Here is a 19,274-nt window from a genome sequence, read left to right as displayed (position 1 = left end):
GTTTGAGTAAGTTCAAGAAACACGTTACCCGGGAGATGAAGCAGTGGGAGTCCAACCAGGCCGCTGAATTGGCCAAGATTCGGGCCGCCCAGCGCCACCTGATTTATAACGTGGTGGCCTACTGTAGCATTTCGGTGATTGAATACTGGCTGGCGGCCATCAGCCGGTCGCAAACCCTGCGTGCCGACGCCTTCAACAACCTGTCGGGGATCATCTCGACGGTGCTCTTGATGATGGGGCTCCACATTGCCCAGGACATCCATGATGATGACATCGCGGGGGTCAAGCTGCCGGGACCCAAGTACCAGCAGCACCTCGGCGGCGACCAGCGGATCCAGTTTGTTCGCTGGCGCTACGAGACCGTCTTTTCACTGGTAACGGCGGTGGTCATGATTGCCATCGCCCTGAGCGTCATCATTAGCGGGATCCGGGCCCTGCTCAATCCGGCCAGTCGGGTGGTTCCCGATCCGGTGGCCCTGATCGGTGCCGGAATCGCCTCGGTGATCATGCTCGTGGTCTGGTACATGAACAGGCAGACCGGTCGCAAGCTGCAAAATGCGGCCCTGCTGGCATCAGCCCAGGACAGCCTCAGTGACGCTTTCACCAGCATTGGCACGATGGTGGCCATCGGCGGGGCCCTGCTCTTTCAGCTTTCCTGGCTCGATGGGGTCACCAGTATCATCGTTGGTTTCTTCATCCTCTATTCCGGACTGAAGATTTTCTTTGAAACCAGCCTGAACCTGGCCGACTACTTTGATCCGGCGGCCGAAAAACAGTACGCCGAAGCAATTGGCAAGGTCAAGCACGTCCGGCGGGTGGTCGAACTCAAGGCCCACTACAACGGGAACGTGGTTTCGCTGGATGCCACCCTGATTGTCAACGGAAAGATGACGGTCCTGGAGAGCTACCAGCTGTCGGAAGAGATTGAACGGATGATGCGCAAGAAGTTCGGCATCATCGACGTTGATATTTCCTTCATGCCGGATCCGCACTCGTTCTCGGATAAGGATGTGAAGGGGCATTTCTAAATTTAGAAGTGGGAAAAAGCTTTAAAGAGCTCCGTATGGCTATCGGCGAGCGGAGGTTGACGCTGCAAGCGTCGGCCTTCGTTCGTGGATAGACACTAGGAGCTCGCTTTTTCCCACGTTATCTTTATTAAGAATAAAAAGCGAGCCAGAAAGAAAAGTTTTCTTCCGGTCTCGTTTCTATTTCCACCATTTTCGCGTAATCATGAAGATCATGGTAATGATCATCAAAATTAGGGTGATGATCAGGGTGATCACCCAGGAATACTGGCCGTTCGCCAGCGGCAGCTTGACGTTTTCACCGTAGAAACCGGAGACGATCGTCGGGATGGAGAGGACGATCGAATAGATGGTCAGGTACTTCATCGTCTGGTTCAGGTCGCTGTCGATCACCTTGCTATAGGCATTGGAGACCCGCTCGGATACGTCGGAGGTCATCTGGGCCATCTCCAGTCCCTGCTGTGCTTCGACAATTACGTCGTCAAGGTCGTTGTTCTGACGGGTCGACATCTGGTCGGCAAACCGGCGCTTGAACTCCTCAAGCAGGGAGACATTGCCCTTCAGCGAGGTCAGAATGTAGACCAGGCCGGTTTCAATTTCCATGAACTCACCAATCGCCTTGCGGCCGGTGCGGCGCTGGATATTGCGCTGAATCTGTTGCCGCTGCTGGTCGACGCGGCGCAGGGGGCCGAAGTAGCTCGTGGAGAGCCGGTAGAGAATCGGGAAGACCAGGTTGAGCTTATCAGTGATCGGTCCGCGACGCTTGAGGATCCGGAGCTGGTTGGCGATCACCCCGTTGACGAAGTTGGTCTTGGCGTTGGTGAAGGTGATGATGTTGTTGGCCGTCAGCATGATGCCGATCGGGGCGGTCTGCGGAGCCGTCACCGCGTGGGTGGGCACGTAGACGTCGAAGATCAGCAGGGTCACGCCGGCATCGGGATCGATTTCGACCCGGGCTTTTTCGTAGGGGTCGATGGCGTAGTCGAGGAGTTCCTTCGTGACCTCGTACTTTTTGATCAGGTCCGCCCGTTCGTGGGGCAGGGGCTCAAAAACACTGATCCACTTACTCCGGTCGTTGATTGCTTCGGCACTTAACATCACTTCATCTCCTCGTTGCTTGCCTTTAGTTACAAATACTATTCAACTCTTTTTGCTCCCAAAAGTAAAGCTGACGGGGATGGCGAAGACAAAATAGTGGCAAATTTCCCGGGAAATAATCTAAAATAAAAAAGTGAGTGGGAAATAACCACTAAAGTGGGACGAGAGGCTACTAGGACGGGAGTCGGCGCTGAAGGCGTCGGCTTTCGGCCGTAGCTAGACACTAGTCCCACGGTTACGACGCGAAGCTAGCCTTTGGTTTTCCACGTTATCTTTCAAAGCTATTTGGAAAGATTAAGAAATTCACGAAAGGGGTGCTGGATGATGTGTACCAGTATTTATCAGGTGACCTTGGACCATACCCACCTGTTGGCCCGGACGATGGACTGGCCGGTCCTGGCGGTTTCGCCCCTATTTATTCCCCGGCACTTTCGCTGGGCGACGGCCTTCGATCACCGGGTCTATGAAAATAAGTATGCCTTGGTCGGTGGCGGCAGTCTGGATGCTCGCCGCGTCGACGTGTCCGACGGGGTCAACGAGTGGGGGCTGATGGCCCAGAAGCTGACCTTTGATAACGGTGCCCACTACCAGGACGAACGCAATAGCACCAAGGTCCAGCTGGCGGCCTACGAGTTTATCTTCTGGGTGCTGGGCAACTTCCGCTCGGTCCAGGACTTAATTGACCACCTGGATGAGGTCGAATTAATGAGTGAGAAAAACAGCGATACCAAGTACGGCAACCCGGAGCTGCACTTTGCCCTGGCCGACCGGACTGGCCGGATCGTGGTGATTGAACCCAGCCAGACGCCGCTGCGGGTGATCGAGAACCCGCTTGGCGTGGTCACCAACAGCCCTGACTTTGATCGCCAGTTAGCCCAGATGGAACGCTACGTGGACTTCACGCCAGCGTTTGCGGCAGGAACGGTCCCACTCAACACACCCCGGGTCACGACGGGGCGTCTTTCTGGCAAGACCAACCCACCCGGCTACTACTCGCCGAGTGCCCGCTTTGTCCGGGCGGCCTACCTGAAAGAACGGGCGGACGTGCCCGCCGACGAGGCCACCGGGTTGATCAGCGAGTGGCACCTGCTGGACAGCGTGACCGTCCCGCAGAACAGCCGCCATCAGCCGACCTATTCCGTTTACCGGGCCGTGACGGTGGCCGAGAGCCGGAGCTACTATTTCCAGTCCTACCACCGTGGCGACATTACCAAGCTTCAGTTGACCGACGACATGCTGAATTGGACCAAGCCCAAGGTCTACCACGTGCCGGACCGGCTGAGCGTCCGGGAGGTGAAGTAGGTGGCAGCAGACATTCGCTGGCAACTAACCGAACGGCTGCGCCCGGAACAGCCGGTCATTTCACTGCGCCAGCTCCTGCACGATCAGTGGCTGCTGCCGGACCGACTAATTCATTTCCTGCGCCGCCGCCAGCACGTCCTGGTCAACGGGCGCTACGAGACGATGAACCGGCCCATTTATCCCGGCGATCAAGTTCAGCTCCTCTTTTGCGGGGATGAATTCCGGACGCCGGGGGCCAACCACTATGTCCCGACCCCGGCCCCGCAGCTGGCGGTTCTCTTTGAAAATCGGGACCTCCTGGTGGTCAACAAGCCGCGGGGGCAGAAGAGCCACCCTAACCAGGCGGGGGAAGAGGGCACGGTGATGAATGACGTTGCCGGCTACCTGCGGGGAACCGGGGACGGCGCCTACATGGTCCACCGGCTCGATCTGGAGACCAGCGGGGCAATGATCGTCGCCAAGAACCCGGTGGTGGTGCCGGTACTCAATCGCCTGATCGCCGCGGGAGAAATCCACCGGGAATACCTGGCGGTGGTCGAAGGGCGGCTCACCGGCCAGGGAAAATGGAACTGGCCGATCGGCCGCAACCCGCGGGACCCCCGTTGGCGCAGCGTCGACGGCCTGCATGCCCAACCGGCGCTGACCTACTATACTAGCCTCGCCGCCGGCCCCGAACGCTCCCTGGTTCGCCTGCGCCTGGCGACGGGGCGGACCCACCAGCTCCGGGTTCACCTGGCGCACAGCGGACACCCGATCGTCGGTGACCCGATCTACAACCCGAATTCACCGGAAAAGATGCTTTTGCACGGTGCCACCCAGCGTTTAGTCGTTCCATTCTCCCTTAAGAAAATCCAAATTACGGCCCCCCTGCCCCCATATTTTGCCCAATATCTGGTAAAATATGGGTTGAATTAGGTAGATAAAAAATAATTTAAAGGGGGACACTAATTGTCACTTTTAGAAAAGTTATATGGACCCTTCTTCGATCCACATAACTGGTCAACTGTCATCACTTCGGGCCAGGACTGGCTAATCATCTTTTCCCTGGTGATGATCGAATGTTTGCTGTCAGTCGACAATGCCGTCGTGCTGGCGGCCCAAACGCGGGTGCTGCCAACGCTCAAGGAACAAGAGGAATCCCTGTTCTACGGGATCTGGGGCTCCTACCTGTTCCGTTTCCTGATCATTGGGGTCGGGACCTACTTGATCAACTTTTGGGAGATCAAGGTGATTGGCGCCGCCTACCTTATCTATCTGGTATACCGCTTTTTCAAAAATAAATATTTCGGGCACAAACGGGTTCGTCAGGTCCGCAGCACGGCCGCCCACCTGACCGGGCGCAAGCGTTTCTGGTCGGTGGTGGCCCAGATTGAGTTCATGGACATCATCTTCTCCGTCGACTCGGTTCTGGCCTCGCTGGCAATCTCGTCCAATCCGGTCATCGTCCTGATCGGTGGGATGATCGGGATCGCTTGCATGCGGGGCGTGGCCGAGATTATCATGCGCTTGATGCGGAAGATTCCGGAACTGGAGCCGATGGCCTACTGCCTGATCGCCATCATTGCCGTCAAGCTTTTCTTGACGATTCCGGCAATTGACATCGAGATTCCGTCCAGCATCTTTGGGATCTTCATGCTGATAGTCTTCGCGCTGACGATTGTGATCTACTTTGTGCGCCGCTCGAATAATAAAAAGAAGGAATAAACAAATGGCAATTGAAGCAACCGCAGAAAACTTCGCCGAACTGACGGCGGGGCCACTGACGGTCGTCGACTTCTGGGCACCCTGGTGTGGGCCCTGCAAGATGATGAACCCGATCATGGACCGGCTCGAAGCTCAGTACCAAGGAAAGATCAAGTTTGTGAAAATGAATGTTGACGGCAACCAGGAAATTGCCCAGCGCTACAAGGTGATGAGCATTCCGAGCTTAGTCCTGTTCCGCGATGGGCAGGCTAAGGAAAAGGTCACCGGGGTCTACCCGGAGGCCAAATTAGCCCACTATTTTGACCGCAAACTGACCGAAAATGAATAAAAAATCGAAGCTGATGGCCAAATATTAATTTGGCCATCAGCTTTTTTATATCGAACATAATATTAAGTTTGTTATAAGAAGAGACAAAAAGACACATTTGACGTCCCACGTTTAATAAATAAAGGGTACAATGTAATTGTAGTTGTAACCGCTTTCACAAGCTATCCAGAGGAGGTAGTATTATGGGAAATCGCGATGTTGCTAATGTATTATGGTTCGATGAGCTCCACCGAGAGGACGTTAACCTGGTCGGTGGGAAGTCTTCCTCACTGGGGGAGATGACCTCGTCGATGAACGTGCCTGTCCCGTACGGCTTTGCTACTACGGCCCACGCTTACCGTTATTTTATGGAAAAGACCGGCCTAAATGACCAGGTCAACGCCCTGCTGGACCAGATCAAGGACTACGAAAATGCCGACGAGCTTCACGACGCCTGCACCAAGATCCGTGACCTGATTACCGGGGCCAAGATGCCGGATGACTTAGCTGCTGACATCAAGCAGGCCTACGCCGACCTGGCCAAGCGGATGAATCAGGAGGATCCGTTCGTTGCTATTCGGTCGTCTGCCACGGCCGAGGACCTGCCAAATGCTTCCTTTGCGGGTCAACAGGAATCCTACCTGAACATCCACGGGGCTGACGACGTGGTTAACCGTGTTCAGCAGTGCTACGCCTCACTCTTCACGGATCGGGCAACTTACTACCGGCACAAGCAGAACTTCCCATACGAAAAGGTTGCCCTGTCGGCCGCGGTTCAGATGATGGTCTTCTCTAAGGCCTCGGGGATCATGTTCTCCGTCGACGTTACCAACGGGGATGACACCAAGATCGTGATCGATACCATCTACGGTCTCGGTGAATACATCGTCTTAGGGAAGGTGACGCCGGATCACTTCGTTGTCGACAAGAAGTCGATGAAGATCGTGGAAAAGAACATCACCACCAAGCCGGTCGAGCTGGTTCGGCTGCCTGAGGGTGGTACCAAGGAAGAACCGGTTCCTGCCGAATTGGCAGACAAGCCGGTTCTGACCGATGACCAGGTTCTGGAGCTGGCGGGCTACGTCAAGCAGATAGAACAGCACTATGGCTGCTACATGGACATGGAATTTGCCCTTGACGCCAACACCAACAAGCTCTGGTTAGTTCAAGCTCGTCCAGAGACGGTTTGGTCACAGCGGAACAAGAATAAGAAGTCGGAAGAATCAGCAGGAGATGATAACGTGGTTGCCGAAAGTGATGCCGAGGTTGCAGTTCGTGGTTTGCCAGCTAGCCCAGGCGTGGCCAGCGGTGTCGTTCACGTCATCGACAGCCCAAAGGACATCGATGAATTCAAGGACGGCGAAGTGCTGGTTACCCTGATGACTTCACCTGACTGGGTTCCAGCAATGAAGAAGGCTGCCGGGATCATCACCAACAACGGTGGGATGACCTGTCACGCCGCCATCGTTTCCCGGGAAATGGAGATCCCATGTATCGTCGGGACCAAGAGTCGGGGCAAGGCCGCAACCGACGTCTTCAAGACCGGGGACGTTGTTACGGTTGACGCCAAGAACGGGGTTGTCTACAAGGGCAAGGTTGAATCCCTGCTCAAGAAGCCAACGACGACCCAGGCCGCTGCCGGTGGCCAAGTCGTTGCTGCCGAGACCTTCCCACCAACCGCTACCCGGGTTATGATGAACCTTGGGGACCCAGAGCTGGCCGAGAAGTACTCAACCCTGCCAGCCGACGGGATTGGCCTGATGCGGGAAGAATTCCTCTGGACCACCTACATTCACGAACACCCGCTTTACCTGATTGACCAGGGACACCCGGAGAAGGTTGTCGACATGCTGGCCGACGGGGTAAGCAAGGTTGCCCGGGCCATGGCACCACGGCCGGTTGTCCTGCGGCTGTCCGACTTCAAGTCCAGTGAATACCGGAAGCTCAAGGGTGGCGAGAAGTACGAGCCACACGAACCAGCCGACCTGCTGGGCTGGCGGGGTGCCTCCCGTTACTACGACCCAAAGTACGTGGAAGCCTTCAAGCTGGAACTGGCTGCCGTTAAGAAGGTTCGTGAAGAGTTCGGCCTGAAGAACTTGAACGTCATGATCCCATTCGTCCGGACCGTTGACGAAGCTCGGAAGGTCACGGCAATTATGCACGACCAGGGATTAGTTCGGGGCGCCGACTTCAAGGTTTACATGATGGCCGAAATCCCGTCCAACATTATCCTGGCTGACCAGTTCAACCAGTTCGTTGATGGCTACTCCATCGGTTCCAACGACCTGACGATGCTTCTGTTGGGTTGTGACCGGAACAACGACACGGTTTCCAGCCTGTTCGATGAGCGGAACCTGGCCGTTAAGCGGGCTATCCGGCACCTGATCAAGGCCGCTCACAAGGACGGTCGGACTGTTTCCATCTGTGGGCAGGCACCGTCCGAGTATCCAGAATTCACGAACTTCCTGATTCAAAGTGGGATCGACTACGTTTCTGTCAACCCTGACATGGTCAAGGCCACGAAGCGCAACGTCGCTCACTTCGAACAGCGGATCCTGCTCGACAAGGCCACGGGTCGTGGAATTCAGGACCCAACCGACTACGAATGGTAATAAGATAGTACTTTGTCAATTTCCTTGATTTTGATTACAAAGCCCCGGACCATCTGGAAATGGCCCGGGGCTTTTTATGATGCTTAAGAATGTCCTATTTTGCCTGGCCCGTGGCCACCAGGTAGTGGCGAACGTTGCGCAGGCATTTGTTGAATTCCACCCAGTCGTTAAAGCTCAGGTCAAGGTTTTGTACCTGGTAGCGATCGGGCGGGGTTACCACGGCGATCACTTGGCCCTGGCGCAAAAGCTGCAAGCGGCCGTCAGTGGCCTGCAGCTCGTAATGCCGGCCGTGCAGCCAGTTGAGCAATTCTTGGTAGGTATTTGGTTCCATATTCTTCACCTCTGATTACTATCATAACGGGCCTAAGCAGAGCGCGCAATTTAACGTGGCCGGCCAATCCCCCTATAATGGAGGTGAAGAATGAATGAAAGGGGCGCTGATAAATGACGGACAAGGATTTGTTGAAGGTAATGAAGGAAGAGCGGGTTGAGGTTGAACCGGCGACGAGCGGTGAGACCACCTATCGGTTTGCGATCAACCACCAGCCGTTTGGTCACCTCGATCGGTATGACAACCTGTATTTGGATGACTATGACGAAGAGATTTCGCGGCCGCTGAGCATGGGCAAGCAGTGGATCAGCCACTGGGTTGCCTGGGCTGCTCGTGGGTTTCGGATGAACCTGCGGCGCCTCGGAAAATGGCAAGCGGAATAAAGTTTGACTGTGAAAAAAGCTTTATAAAGATAAAATAAAAATCGGAAGGGTAGCAGAAATGCTGGCTCTTCCGATTTTATTAATCTTCAAAATACTGATACAGCTTGTCCACGGTCAGTTGTTCCTTTTCCGGACCGCTGAAGTCGGCCTTGATCTGACCGTCCTTTAGCACGATCAGCCGGTTGCCGTAGGTCAGAGCATCCTCCAGGTGGTGGGTGATCATCAGGGCCGTCAGGTGGTCGTGGGTGATCCGCTCGTTCGTAGCGTGGAGAAGGTTCAAACTGGTGTGAGGGTCCAGGGCGGCGGTGTGTTCGTCCAGTAGCAGGATATCCGGCCGCTTGAGGGTGGCCATCAAGAAGCTCAGGGCCTGACGCTGACCACCGGAGAGGGCCCCGGTCGCCGTGGTCATCCGGTCTTCCAGGCCGTTATTCATCGTGGCGGCCAGCTTGGTGAAGCGGGCCATGTTCTGCTTGAGCTTTCGTGGAATCAGGTGGCGCCGCTCGCCCCGCTTGGTGGCCAGCAGCATGTTTTCGGCGACCGTCATCCGCGGTGCCGTCCCCAGTTTAGGATCCTGGAAGACCCGCGAGAGGAAGGCGGTCCGGTCCTCCTCGCTGGAAGAGGTGATGTCCTTGCCGTTGTGCAGGATCTGGCCGTTGTCGGCGCGCAGGTTGCCACCGATGACGTTGAAGAGGGTGGATTTCCCGGCCCCGTTCGTCCCGACGATGGTGATGAAGTCGCCGTCGTTGATCTCCAGGTTGATTCCCTTCAAAATCATCGTCTCGTTGGAAGTGCCCTTGTTAACGACGGTCTGAACGTTTTTTAACTCTAAAATTGGCTTACTCATGTGGCTGAACCCCCCTGAGAATTGGCTTCTTAATGTTGAGGTGCTGTTCGAATTGCGGAATCATCATGCTGATGGCGAGGACGATCGACGAAATGAGGTTGAGGTCGTTGGCGGAAAAACCAAGCTGCAGAACCGCCAGCAGGATCAGCCGGTAGATGATACTACCCAGGGTGACCGCAACCAGCCGTTGGTTGAGAGTCAGTTCACCGAAGGCCACCTCACCGATGATGATTGAGGCCAGGGCAATAACGATGGTCCCAATCCCCATGTTGACGTCGGCGTACCCGTTGTTCTGGGCGATCAGGGCGCCACAGAGGCCGACCATCCCGTTGGAAACCATCAGACCGACGATCACCATCTTGTCGGTGTGGATCCCGAATGCCTTGGCCATCGTCGGGTTGTCCCCGGTGGCGATGAAGGCCTGGCCGTAGTCGGTTGCGAGGAAGGCAACCATCAGGATGGTGACGATGGCGATCACGATCAATCCCAGCGTGACGCTATCGAAGTACTGGGGCAAGTTCGTGAGGGCCCCGTTGAACAGGGTCGGCTTGCCCAGCAGCGAGATGTTGGACTTGCCCATGATTCGCAGATTGACCGAGTAGATGGCGGTCATTGTCAGGATCCCGGCGAGCAGGCTGGGGATCTTGCCCTTGGTATAGAGCAGGCCGGTGATCAGGCCGGCGATCATCCCGGTCCCGACCGCTAGCAGGGTGGCCAGAAGCGGGCTGACCCCGTGGGTGATGGCGGTAACCGCGGTGGCCGCGCCCAGCGGGAAGGTCCCTTCAACGGTCATGTCGCAGAAGTCGAGGATTCTAAAGGTTAGGTAGAGGCCGAGCCCGAGGAGTGCCCAGAGCAGCCCTTGCCCGATTGAGGAAACGATAAGATTCATTTGTAGATCACTCCTTCTTGCTGTGCTTCTTTTTGGAAATGCTTTGGAACGGTCAGGCCGAGCTTGCGAGCTTGCTTGAGGTTCAGGACCGGTTCACCGTGGCGAACGTACTGGATCGGTGTTTCTGCCGGCTTCTTGCCCTTGAGAACTTTGACGGTCATCTTGGCGCCCCGGACACCGAGGTCGTACTGGTTAACGCTGTAGGTTGCAACCCCGCCCTGCTTGACCATGGTTCCGGCAGCCGGGAAGACCGGCTTCTTCGCCGCGTTGGCGTTCTTGACCAGGGTCTGCATGGCCCCGGCGATGGTGTTGTCGGTCGGGACGATCACGGCGTCGACCTGGCTGAGCATCTGCTCGGAAACCTGGTTGAGGTCGTTGCTGTTGGCGATTGAGTAGGCCTTCAGCGTGATTCCTTGCTTCTTACATTCACGGACGATCTGGTGGTAGCCGGCGACGGCTGAGGAATCGCTAGAGGTGTAGATGACCCCGAGCGTCTTCATGTTTGGCATGAATTCCTTGATCAGGTTAATCTGCTCCTTGATTGGGGCCTGATCGGAGACCCCGGTGATGTTGCCGCCGGGATGCTTGTTGTCCTTAACCAAGCCGGCACCCTTTGGATCAGTGACCGCACCGAGGATAATTGGCGTCTTGGTGGTAGAGTTGGCAACCGCCTGGGCCGCCGGGGTGGTGATGCTGTAGATGACGGTACAGTTGTCGTTGACCAGCTTGGAGGCCATCGTCTTCAGGTTGCTCTGGTCCCCGTTGGCGTTTTGGTACTCGATCTTGATGTTCTTGTCGTTGTGGTAGCCTTCCTTGGCCAACTCATCGACAAAGCCCTTGTAGATCTGGTCGAGGGCCGGGTGGTGCATCAGGGTCAGGACCCCGATCTTAGGCGTTTGCTGCTTGACCAAACCACCGTTTTCCTTGAAGAAGGCGAAGCCCAGGAAAACAAGAATAATTGCAATGAGGCTATACATGCGCTTCATGTGATGATTCACACCTTTCTAAAATAAAAAGCGAGCGTCCGCATGCAGGACCCTCGCTGGTTAAGCAAATTAAAAAGCCCGCATGTGGATCCATGCGGACTGAATGAAATAACAATCTCAGCCGGCACAGATGCAATCTGTTGTCAGGTTGCATCGATACCGAAACAACCCGTCTACCGGCTTTGCCAACGAATATTCACGTTGTGAGATTGAAACTTCTTCATTGTTGCTTGCTCCTTGGTTATTAATTGCTCTTAGTATACCCAAGGTCTGGCAAGCTGTCAATTCTTTTCATTAGAAAAATTTAATCTTTACTGGTTCATGCTGATGTAGTAGTTCGGCCGGTAGTATTGAATATTACCTTCCTGAACGGTTTGACCAGGGGTTGGGGCCTGGATGTAATTTCCGTTCCCCTCCGCAATGGCGACGTGGTACGGTGCGCTTTCGGTCCCCCAGAAGTAGAGGTCACCGCTCTGGGCGTTTTCTACGTCGTACTTGTGCTGACCAAGGGTGGCCTGTTGGTAGGTAGTCCGGTAGTTGGACCCCAGGTTGTAGGAGTATTGAACCAAGCCGGAGCAGTCGAAGCCGCTCGGCGTGTTCCCACCCCAAACGTACGGAACCCCAATCATCGACTTGGCGGTTGCTACGGCACTTGAGGTCGTGGTGCTGGTACTGCTTTGCGAAGCAGTGCTAGTGGTTTGCGCCGTGCTTGAACTAGAATAGCTCTGGCTACTGGTCTGTGGTGTGTAGGCCGCGGCGGTCCGAGCTTGGGCGCTGCCGTAGCTGATGGTGTAGTTGCTCATCGCCTGGTAAGCGGCGGCAGAATTAGCGGCGTAGGTCGTTGGGGTGCCGCTGGCTGGGGTGTAATTGTTGGTCGTCGTTGCGGAACCCGCTTGGCTCTGGGCGTTAGCGCTGGTCAGGGCCGTACTATCTGCCGTCGAACTCTGACTAGTGGTCAGACTGCTTTGGCTAGCGGCGCTGGTGGCAAGAACCGCCGTCGTTGAGCTGCTCGAGGCGGCCGTACTGGTGCTCAGCGGGTTGACGATGCTTGCGACTGCCGCGCTGGTCGTGTCGGCCTGGCTGGTGGCGCTCGTTGCGGAGTCAGGAATGATCAGCGTTTGCCCAACTTGCAGGACGTCTGGATTCGCCAGCTGGTTGCGTTGGACGATCGCGTTGACCGTGGTCTTGTATTCCTGGGCGTAGTTCCAAACGGTGTCACCCGCTTTGACCTGCACCTGGGTGTCGGCGTTGGCCGTGGTTGCGACGGCCAGGGCACTCGCTGCCCCCAATGCGGCCATCAGTGTCTTGGAAACAATTTTCTTCTTAATGATAAGAATCACTCCATCTGTTAATTTTTGCTTAAGACTACGCTTTTTACCTTAAACGGACGATATGAAGAAAATGTGAAGGCTTTCCAAAAGAAAAATGACAAATAATGTTAGCTGATTGTAATAAAGGCAAGCAATTGCTGGAGCAGCGCGGATTGTGATACCATGGAAAACAATCATATTGATGCATAATGGGGTGAAAATAAATGGCAGTGTTAGATGTTGAAGGCCTGACGATGTCCTATGCCGACAAGAAATTGTACGAGGACGCCAGCTTTCAATTGGAAAAACACGAACACATGGGGATCGTCGGCCAAAACGGGGCCGGCAAGAGTACGCTGATTAAGATCCTGATCGGCAAGGTCCTGCCCGTCGATGGCAGCGTGAAGTGGCAGAAGGGGGTCAAGATCGGCTACCTCGACCAGTACGTGGACATTCCCCAGGGGATGACTTTGATTGAGTTTTTACACACCGCCTTTGCGGACCTGTACAAGCTCAACGACCAGATGAACGCCTACTACACGGAATACGCGACGAAGATGGATGATGAGCTGCTGACCAAGGCCGGCCGGATTCAGGAAAAACTGGATGCCAATAACTTTTACGATATTGAGACCCAGGTCGAACGGGTCATGAACGGGCTCGGGCTGACCGACATCGGCAAGGATCACGTCGTCTCGGAGATGAGTGGCGGTCAACGCTCGAAGATCATCTTGGCCAAGATGCTGCTGGAGAACCCGGACGTGATCCTGCTGGACGAACCGACCAACTACCTGGATACGGCCCACATCGAATGGCTGATCGACTACCTCAACGATTTCGACGGGGCGGCGATGATCATTTCCCACGACTACGACTTCCTCGAAAAGGTCACCAACACGATCTGTGACGTCTCCTTTGGCAAGATTACCAAGTACCGGGGCAGCTTCCAGCAGGCAATGCGTCAAAAGGAGGAACGCAAGGAATTCCAGGAGCGCGAATACGAGAAGCAGCAGGTCGTGATCGAAAAGGCCGAGCGATTCATCCGCAAGAACAAGGCCGGATCCAAGTCGACGATGGCCAAGTCCCGGGAGAAGATGCTGGCCCGGATGAAGCGGATCGATCCGCCGGAGGACAACCTCAAGGCCACCTTCCACTTCCCATACGAAAACACCGGCTCGGCCAACGCACTGCGGGTCGAAAAGCTGTCGGTGGGTTACGGCCGGCCGCTGCTGGCGCCGGTGACCTTCTCGATGACGATGGGGGAGAAGCTGCTCTTCACCGGTTTCAATGGGGTCGGTAAGTCGACTTTGATCAAGTCGATCCTGAAAAAAATTCCGGCGCTGGGCGGGACAGCAACCTTCTCCCCGTCGGCCAAGATCAATTACTTTGACCAGGATCTGGTCTGGGACGATCCGTCACTGACGCCGTTGCAGACGATCCAAAATCTTTTTCCAACCATGCAGCCGCGGACCATTCGGACCAAGCTGGCCCGGGCGGGAATCAATGCCGCCAACACCCAAAAGCCGCTTCAGCTCCTGTCCGGGGGTGAACAGACCAAGGTCAAGCTGGCTATCCTGGAGCTGACGCCGTGCAACTTCCTGATCATGGACGAACCGACCAACCACCTGGACGACGAGACCAAGGAGGGGCTAAAGACCGCCCTGCAAGAGTTTCCAGGCAACCTGCTCCTGGTCAGCCACGAGGAAAGCTTCTACACCGGGTGGCTTGATAAGATTCTCAACGTCGAAAAACTCAGCCTGAAATAAGGGAGGAAAACATGCCCTACAGCCTATCCGAGATCATCGTTCTCTTCTTTACCTACGCCGTCATCGGCTGGGTGTGGGAGACAATCTACTGTTCCATCAAAGACCACCACTTTGCCTACCGGGGCTTTCTTTTCGGCCCCTACTGTCCGGTCTACGGTTTTGCGGTGACCACGATTTTGATCACGACATTTCGCGTCTCCGACAACCTGATCCTGCTCTTTTTGGTGGGCTTTGTCGTCGCCAGCATTTTTGAGTACGTCGCCAGCCTCTTCTTGGAAAAGGTCTTTCACATGAAGCTCTGGGACTACTCGCACCTCTGGGGCAACCTCCAGGGGCGGGTGGCACCACAGATTTCCCTCTTCTGGGCAATCGGCGTGGTAGTGCTGGTCCGCTTCATCCAGCCCGCCGTCCAGCGGGTGATCAACTGGGAGGAGGCCCACACCCACGGGATGCTGGCCCTCATGGTGGTGCTCGTGATGGGCACCGACACGGTCCTGACAATCATCAGCGTGCAGCACTTCCACACCACGACCAAGATGTGGAACGAACGGGCCGAGGCCTACCGCGAACGCCTGCGCAAACGGCTGGAATCCGCCCTGCCGGAAGAAAAACCCGCACTGGCCAAGCAGCTGGACAACTGGCGTGCGGAGATGCTGGACCGGCGTGCCGAAATGGATTTGCGCCTATTAAACTGGAACGAACGGCGCCTGGTCAAGAGCTTCCCACGGTTGAAGGTCTTGGATGCCAAGCGGTTTAACGAAATGAAACAAGATTTGCTGAAGCACAGCAAGTAAATAAAAGCGAAGATTTCCTGAAGATTGAGCGAAACCTTCGCTTTTTTATTTGGCCACCCCCTATAATGGTGGACAACAACCAAGATGAGGGGGAAGTGAGAACATGAAGAAAAAATGGCAGATCATTATCGGGAGCCTGCTCGTCGTGGTGCTGATCGCGGCGGCGGTCTTCGGCATCGTCTCGTTGCAGCACAAGACAACTAAACCCCAACGGCAGACCCACCCCAAGGACATCACGGTCAGCAAGTTCATCAAGCAGATTGCCCCGGCGGCCCAGCGGGAACAAAAGAAGTACCACATCCCGGCCAGCATCACGATTGCCCAGGCCGGCATCGAATCCAACTGGGGCCGCAGCAAGCTCGCCTACAAATACAACAATCTCTTTGGCATCAAGGCCAACAGCAAGCACAACCGGGTGCGGATGTACACGACCGAAAACATCAACGGTAAGAACAAGCAGGTCAAGCAGTACTTCCAGGTTTACAACAGCTGGGCGGCCTCGATTAAGGCCCACACCCTGCTGATCGTCAACGGAACGGCGGACAACCACAAGCGTTTCCGCAGCGTGCAGAAGGCGAAAAACTACCGTGAGGCAGCTTACGCGTTGCAGAAGAACGGCTACGCGACCGATCCGGACTACGCCAGCAAGCTGATTTACGCGATTCAGAAGTTTAATTTGGATAAATATGACTGAAAGTGAGTGGGAAACAACCATCTGAGTGGGGCGTATGGCTAACCTAGGACGGGAGTCGGCGCTGAAGGCGTCGGCTTTCGTCCGTAGTTAGACACTAGCCCCACGGTTGTTTTCCACGTTATCTAAATTAATCAAAAACGGGACCGCCTCGGTTGAGACGATCCCGTTTTTTAATGGCTGAAAAATTTAATTGTTAGTTGAGCTCCGTCTTGGTGGAAACGGCACCGGCTGGCTTGAACCAATGGTAGAGCAGGCCGACCGCCAGACCAACAAGGGCCGGTACCAGCCAGGACAAGCCCATGCTGGCCAGCGGCAGGTGGCTCCGCCAAGCGGCCACCATCAGGCCGAAGTGGCTTTGGCTGACGACGGCGGGGAAGGCAACCACCATGTCGCCCAGGGCCGGCACAACGGTGAAGAGGACGACGAAGAAGTAGACGGCCCCGTCACGCCGGAAGAGCGGTGAGGTGACGGACAAGAGGATCAGGACCATTGCCAGTGGGTAGAGGAACATCAGCATTGGCGTGTACCAGGAGATGATCGTGTCGAGCCCGAAGTTGGCGGTCAAGAACGAGGCCAGGCAGGAGAGGGCCAGCCAGGTGTGGTAGGAAACCTTCGGGAAGTGCTTGTGGAAGTCCTGGGCAAAGGCAGCGACCAGACCAACGGCGGTCGTCAGGCAGGTGACGGTGAGCAGGAAGGCGAGGACGATCTGACCAAAGGCCCCAGCATAGGCGTTAACCAGCTGGTTGAAGGCCACCCCACCGTCAGCGGAAACCTTGAAGCGCCCGAGTGACATGGCACCGAGGACGATCAGCAGCAGGTAGATAACGGCAATGGCGGAAACGGCTAGGACACCGGACTTAGCAACGACCTTGGAAACATCACTCGCCCGGCGCTGCCCCATGGAGCGGACGGCCGTGACGACGGTGACCCCAAAGGCCAGGCCGGCCAGGGCGTCCATCGTGTTGTAGCCTTCCAAAAAACCGTTGGACAGGGCGCTGTGAGTGTAGGCGCTGGTAACGGGCGCGGTAGCCGGATTACCCAGCGGGTTGGCAAATGCAACGACAAAGACCAGGAACAAGAGCGCCAGGAAGACGGGGTTCAAGACCTTGCCGACGTTGGCCAGAATGCTGTTTTCACGGTAGGAAAAGGCGAAGGCCGCCAGGAAAAAGAGGGTCGAGAAGACGAAGAGGGCGACGGATTCGTACCGCTTAGGCAGAAACGGTGCCACCCCGACCGTAAAGGAGACGGTCGCGGTCCGCGGCGTCCCGAAGAGGGGACCGATGGTGGCGTGGATCAGGACCATGAAGACCAGGGCAAAGGCGGCGCCAAGCGGTCGACCAATGTCGTAGACCCCCTCGGCCCGGGTGACGGCCACGGCGAGGACCGACAGCAGCGGCAGCAGCACCCCGGTCAGCAGGAAGCCGACCGCCGCGGTGCCCCAGTGTGCCCCGGCGAGCTGGCCCAGGTGCAGGGGGAAAATCAGGTTTCCGGCACCGAAGAACAGGCCAAATAGCAGCGAGGCGACGACCAGATATTGTTTCCACGTTAATTTACGTGATGTGAGATCTTGCATAAAAATACTCCTCCTCAGGATAAAATTAAAAATAATTGCGCCGATCCCAACAAAAAAGTCCCTTAACCAAAATCAATTGGTTAAGGGACGCTTGAGCGTGGTACCACCCTATCTTCGTCTCGTCATGATGGACAAGACCTTCACGTACGGCCCGCAGGCGATACGCTGGCACGGTAATGGGTGCTCCCACCTGAACTTACTGAACTTAAGCCCCGGACTCGAAAGTGATTTTCAATTGGTCGAACTCACTGTCCCCTCACACCAAACGGGACTCGCTGTCGTGGTCGATTCAACCTACTCTTCTTTCTCATTGCGATCGAATAATTAAATTGTTGATTCATATTCTAAGCTCTTTTTAATAAAAGTCAAGGAATATCTTAATTTTATTTAAGCTAATCAATCTTTTCACTGGAAACCGCGTATGCCGGGTCACCGTTCAAAGCCCGGCCGACCGCCCGTTCGACCGCCGTGTTGGAGGTCACGTTGGCAATTGCCAGCGGCTTCTCGTAGCGCTTGGCGTGGTGGTTGGCCAGCTGGCTGATCCGGTGGTGGATGGCGTCGATGCAGACAATTACGAAGTCGGCGTCACGGATCTCCCGCTTGAGCTTGCTGGAGGAGACGTTCTCTTCCGCCGAGGCGTCGAGGCCGTGGAAGACCCCGTGGTGCTTGGCGATCACCGGCTTGAGCCCCTGGACCTTGTCACGAACGCCGGTAATGACCAGAACGGTCCGCTGCTTGAGGTCGTAGTCGAGCTTCTTTTCGTAGTCGTGCCGGGTGTTGGTGACCTTCTTGACTTGCTTCGGCTTGGCCGGCTGCTTGGTGGTGTCGTAGTCCTGTTTCTCGTGGATCCAGCGAATGCTGCCCTCACTGGCGTCCTTGAGCCCGTTGCCGCGGTCGTAGTAGGCAAAGTCAATTACCATCCCCGGCTTCAGGTCGCGGCCCGGGTACTTGAACGGGTCGATCACGACGGTGTTGGCCGGTGCCTGGTCGAGGAGCGAATCGCCCTTCATCGTGCTAGCGATTTGGAGAACGTCGGATCCGGGAACGCTCTTCAATTCGGCGTACTCAATCACGCTGATCTTGGTTGGCTCGTAGTCGTCGATCCGGTCGCTGGTGACCCGGCGAATTGCCGGCAAGCCGCGGACCTGCTGCTGGGTGTCCAGCTCAACCACGTCACCGTCCTCAACTGGGAAGTGGAGGTGGTGCAGGATGGCCTCAGAATAGTAGCGGTGGTTGATCTCGGCCCCACTGAGCTTCCGGTGGACCAGGTACAGGTTGTCGGCGGCCAACCGTTCCTCCTGGCTGATTTCCTTGGGTGCCGCGGGTTCGACCGGGGTTGGTCGGCTGACCACGGTATTCTGGGCCGGCCGGTTGGCTGCCGGCTTGGCCGCACTGCTGGATGGCCCGGTCAGAAGGGAGCGCAGGGTGTGCCGGGCCGCTGGGGACATTGGCTGCTCGTGCCGGGTGTGGGTCTGGTAGTGGTGCCGCTTGACCGGGGCGCTGTCCTTAGCGGGAGTTCCGTCGTCATAGTGGTTGAGAATATTGATGATCGTGGTGAGGCTGCGCAAGGTCTGCTGGAGGCTGCGCGGATCGTCACCGGTATTTTGAAGCAAGTCGATCAAATCTTGCCGGTAATCATAGATTTGCATAATGTTC

At 56.0% G+C, this 19,274-nt stretch carries 18 protein-coding genes; 10 read left to right on the top strand and 8 right to left on the bottom strand.

The features are described 5' to 3' along the window. The first annotated feature begins 2 nt into the window (after window positions 1–2). Window positions 3–1,028 carry a cation diffusion facilitator family transporter gene (locus tag LKE23_RS05730; RefSeq protein ID WP_291976370.1) on the top strand — a complete coding sequence of 342 codons (1,026 nt, stop codon included), beginning with the start codon at window positions 3–5 and terminating at the stop codon, window positions 1,026–1,028. 177 nt (window positions 1,029–1,205) lie between these two features. Here the strand turns inward: LKE23_RS05730 and LKE23_RS05725 are convergent, their stop codons facing one another. Further along, window positions 1,206–2,123 carry a magnesium transporter CorA family protein gene (locus tag LKE23_RS05725; RefSeq protein WP_291976369.1) on the bottom strand — a complete coding sequence of 306 codons (918 nt, stop codon included), beginning with the start codon at window positions 2,121–2,123 and terminating at the stop codon, window positions 1,206–1,208. 324 nt (window positions 2,124–2,447) lie between these two features. Here LKE23_RS05725 and LKE23_RS05720 point away from each other — a divergent pair, with 324 nt between their 5' ends. The 5 genes from LKE23_RS05720 (at window position 2,448) to ppsA (ending at window position 8,048) form a co-directional block, all read left to right on the top strand. Next, window positions 2,448–3,425 (top strand): choloylglycine hydrolase family protein, encoded by a 978-nt coding sequence (locus tag LKE23_RS05720; RefSeq protein WP_291976368.1) that lies wholly within the window; start codon window positions 2,448–2,450, stop codon window positions 3,423–3,425. After that, window positions 3,426–4,340, top strand: a complete 915-nt coding sequence (locus LKE23_RS05715; RefSeq protein ID WP_291976367.1) for an RluA family pseudouridine synthase — start codon at window positions 3,426–3,428, stop codon at window positions 4,338–4,340. Window positions 4,341–4,373: 33 nt separating this feature from the next. Continuing rightward, entirely contained in the window at window positions 4,374–5,129 is a 756-nt protein-coding gene (locus tag LKE23_RS05710) for a TerC family protein (protein WP_291976366.1), read from the top strand. Between the two features lie 4 nt (window positions 5,130–5,133). Beyond that, complete coding sequence (gene trxA / locus LKE23_RS05705; protein ID WP_291976365.1) at window positions 5,134–5,457, top strand: thioredoxin; 324 nt, start codon at window positions 5,134–5,136, stop codon at window positions 5,455–5,457. Between the two features lie 182 nt (window positions 5,458–5,639). Then, window positions 5,640–8,048: a phosphoenolpyruvate synthase gene (gene ppsA / locus LKE23_RS05700; protein WP_291976364.1), complete on the top strand. Its 2,409-nt coding sequence runs from the start codon at window positions 5,640–5,642 to the stop codon at window positions 8,046–8,048. Between the two features lie 94 nt (window positions 8,049–8,142). Here ppsA and LKE23_RS05695 read toward each other — a convergent pair whose 3' ends face one another. Beyond that, window positions 8,143–8,379, bottom strand: coding sequence for a hypothetical protein (locus LKE23_RS05695; RefSeq protein WP_291976363.1), 237 nt, complete (start codon window positions 8,377–8,379; stop codon window positions 8,143–8,145). Between the two features lie 113 nt (window positions 8,380–8,492). On the opposite strand from LKE23_RS05695, the gene LKE23_RS05690 reads away from it, so the two are divergent. Next, a complete protein-coding gene (locus LKE23_RS05690) occupies window positions 8,493–8,762 on the top strand; it encodes a hypothetical protein (protein ID WP_291976361.1) in 270 nt (89 codons plus the stop codon). 79 nt (window positions 8,763–8,841) lie between these two features. Here LKE23_RS05690 and LKE23_RS05685 read toward each other — a convergent pair whose 3' ends face one another. The 4 genes from LKE23_RS05685 to LKE23_RS05670 all read right to left on the bottom strand — a co-directional run bounded on the left by LKE23_RS05685 (window position 8,842) and on the right by LKE23_RS05670 (window position 12,779). Beyond that, on the bottom strand, window positions 8,842–9,606 hold the full coding sequence (locus LKE23_RS05685; protein WP_291976360.1) for an ABC transporter ATP-binding protein: 765 nt from the start codon (window positions 9,604–9,606) through the stop codon (window positions 8,842–8,844). After that, window positions 9,599–10,495, bottom strand: a complete 897-nt coding sequence (locus LKE23_RS05680) for an ABC transporter permease (RefSeq protein ID WP_291976358.1) — start codon at window positions 10,493–10,495, stop codon at window positions 9,599–9,601. The genes LKE23_RS05685 and LKE23_RS05680 overlap by 8 nt, the downstream gene beginning before the upstream one ends. Further along, window positions 10,492–11,481 (bottom strand): tryptophan ABC transporter substrate-binding protein, encoded by a 990-nt coding sequence (gene trpX / locus LKE23_RS05675; protein ID WP_291976357.1) that lies wholly within the window; start codon window positions 11,479–11,481, stop codon window positions 10,492–10,494. The genes LKE23_RS05680 and trpX overlap by 4 nt, the downstream gene beginning before the upstream one ends. Window positions 11,482–11,792: 311 nt before the next feature. Continuing rightward, window positions 11,793–12,779, bottom strand: a complete 987-nt coding sequence (locus tag LKE23_RS05670; protein WP_434737612.1) for an NlpC/P60 family protein — start codon at window positions 12,777–12,779, stop codon at window positions 11,793–11,795. A 236-nt stretch (window positions 12,780–13,015) separates the two neighbouring features. On the opposite strand from LKE23_RS05670, the gene LKE23_RS05665 reads away from it, so the two are divergent. The 3 genes from LKE23_RS05665 (at window position 13,016) to LKE23_RS05655 (ending at window position 16,045) form a co-directional block, all read left to right on the top strand. Continuing rightward, window positions 13,016–14,557: an ABC-F family ATP-binding cassette domain-containing protein gene (locus tag LKE23_RS05665; protein ID WP_291976355.1), complete on the top strand. Its 1,542-nt coding sequence runs from the start codon at window positions 13,016–13,018 to the stop codon at window positions 14,555–14,557. 11 nt (window positions 14,558–14,568) lie between these two features. Next, window positions 14,569–15,351: a putative ABC transporter permease gene (locus tag LKE23_RS05660; RefSeq protein ID WP_291976354.1), complete on the top strand. Its 783-nt coding sequence runs from the start codon at window positions 14,569–14,571 to the stop codon at window positions 15,349–15,351. A 103-nt stretch (window positions 15,352–15,454) separates the two neighbouring features. Next, window positions 15,455–16,045 (top strand): glycoside hydrolase family 73 protein, encoded by a 591-nt coding sequence (locus tag LKE23_RS05655; RefSeq protein WP_291976352.1) that lies wholly within the window; start codon window positions 15,455–15,457, stop codon window positions 16,043–16,045. Between the two features lie 193 nt (window positions 16,046–16,238). Here LKE23_RS05655 and brnQ read toward each other — a convergent pair whose 3' ends face one another. Beyond that, complete coding sequence (gene brnQ / locus LKE23_RS05650; protein WP_291976350.1) at window positions 16,239–17,618, bottom strand: branched-chain amino acid transport system II carrier protein; 1,380 nt, start codon at window positions 17,616–17,618, stop codon at window positions 16,239–16,241. Window positions 17,619–18,010: 392 nt separating this feature from the next. Continuing rightward, window positions 18,011–19,267, bottom strand: a complete 1,257-nt coding sequence (locus LKE23_RS05645) for a DUF2325 domain-containing protein (RefSeq protein ID WP_291976349.1) — start codon at window positions 19,265–19,267, stop codon at window positions 18,011–18,013. Between the last annotated feature and the right edge of the window lie 7 nt (window positions 19,268–19,274).

This window comes from Limosilactobacillus sp. (assembly GCF_022482365.1).
Classification (GTDB): domain Bacteria; phylum Bacillota; class Bacilli; order Lactobacillales; family Lactobacillaceae; genus Limosilactobacillus.
The sequence above is the reverse complement of the archived record's forward strand: the minus strand, read 5'-3'. Positions and strand labels throughout refer to the sequence as shown.

Bases quoted from the DNA above. Each gene is read 5' to 3' on its own strand.
- LKE23_RS05725 (WP_291976369.1), bottom strand. From the start codon at position 2,123: ATGTTAAGTGCCGAAGCAATCAACGACCGGAGTAAGTGGATCAGTGTT.
- LKE23_RS05720 (WP_291976368.1), top strand. From the start codon at position 2,448: ATGTGTACCAGTATTTATCAGGTGACCTTGGACCATACCCACCTGTTG.
- trxA (WP_291976365.1), top strand. From the start codon at position 5,134: ATGGCAATTGAAGCAACCGCAGAAAACTTCGCCGAACTGACGGCGGGG.
- ppsA (WP_291976364.1), top strand. From the start codon at position 5,640: ATGGGAAATCGCGATGTTGCTAATGTATTATGGTTCGATGAGCTCCAC.
- LKE23_RS05695 (WP_291976363.1), bottom strand. From the start codon at position 8,379: ATGGAACCAAATACCTACCAAGAATTGCTCAACTGGCTGCACGGCCGG.
- LKE23_RS05690 (WP_291976361.1), top strand. From the start codon at position 8,493: ATGACGGACAAGGATTTGTTGAAGGTAATGAAGGAAGAGCGGGTTGAG.
- LKE23_RS05685 (WP_291976360.1), bottom strand. From the start codon at position 9,606: ATGAGTAAGCCAATTTTAGAGTTAAAAAACGTTCAGACCGTCGTTAAC.
- LKE23_RS05680 (WP_291976358.1), bottom strand. From the start codon at position 10,495: ATGAATCTTATCGTTTCCTCAATCGGGCAAGGGCTGCTCTGGGCACTC.
- trpX (WP_291976357.1), bottom strand. From the start codon at position 11,481: ATGAAGCGCATGTATAGCCTCATTGCAATTATTCTTGTTTTCCTGGGC.
- LKE23_RS05670 (WP_434737612.1), bottom strand. From the start codon at position 12,779: ATGGCCGCATTGGGGGCAGCGAGTGCCCTGGCCGTCGCAACCACGGCC.
- LKE23_RS05665 (WP_291976355.1), top strand. From the start codon at position 13,016: ATGGCAGTGTTAGATGTTGAAGGCCTGACGATGTCCTATGCCGACAAG.
- LKE23_RS05660 (WP_291976354.1), top strand. From the start codon at position 14,569: ATGCCCTACAGCCTATCCGAGATCATCGTTCTCTTCTTTACCTACGCC.
- LKE23_RS05655 (WP_291976352.1), top strand. From the start codon at position 15,455: ATGAAGAAAAAATGGCAGATCATTATCGGGAGCCTGCTCGTCGTGGTG.
- brnQ (WP_291976350.1), bottom strand. From the start codon at position 17,618: ATGCAAGATCTCACATCACGTAAATTAACGTGGAAACAATATCTGGTC.
- LKE23_RS05645 (WP_291976349.1), bottom strand. From the start codon at position 19,267: ATGCAAATCTATGATTACCGGCAAGATTTGATCGACTTGCTTCAAAAT.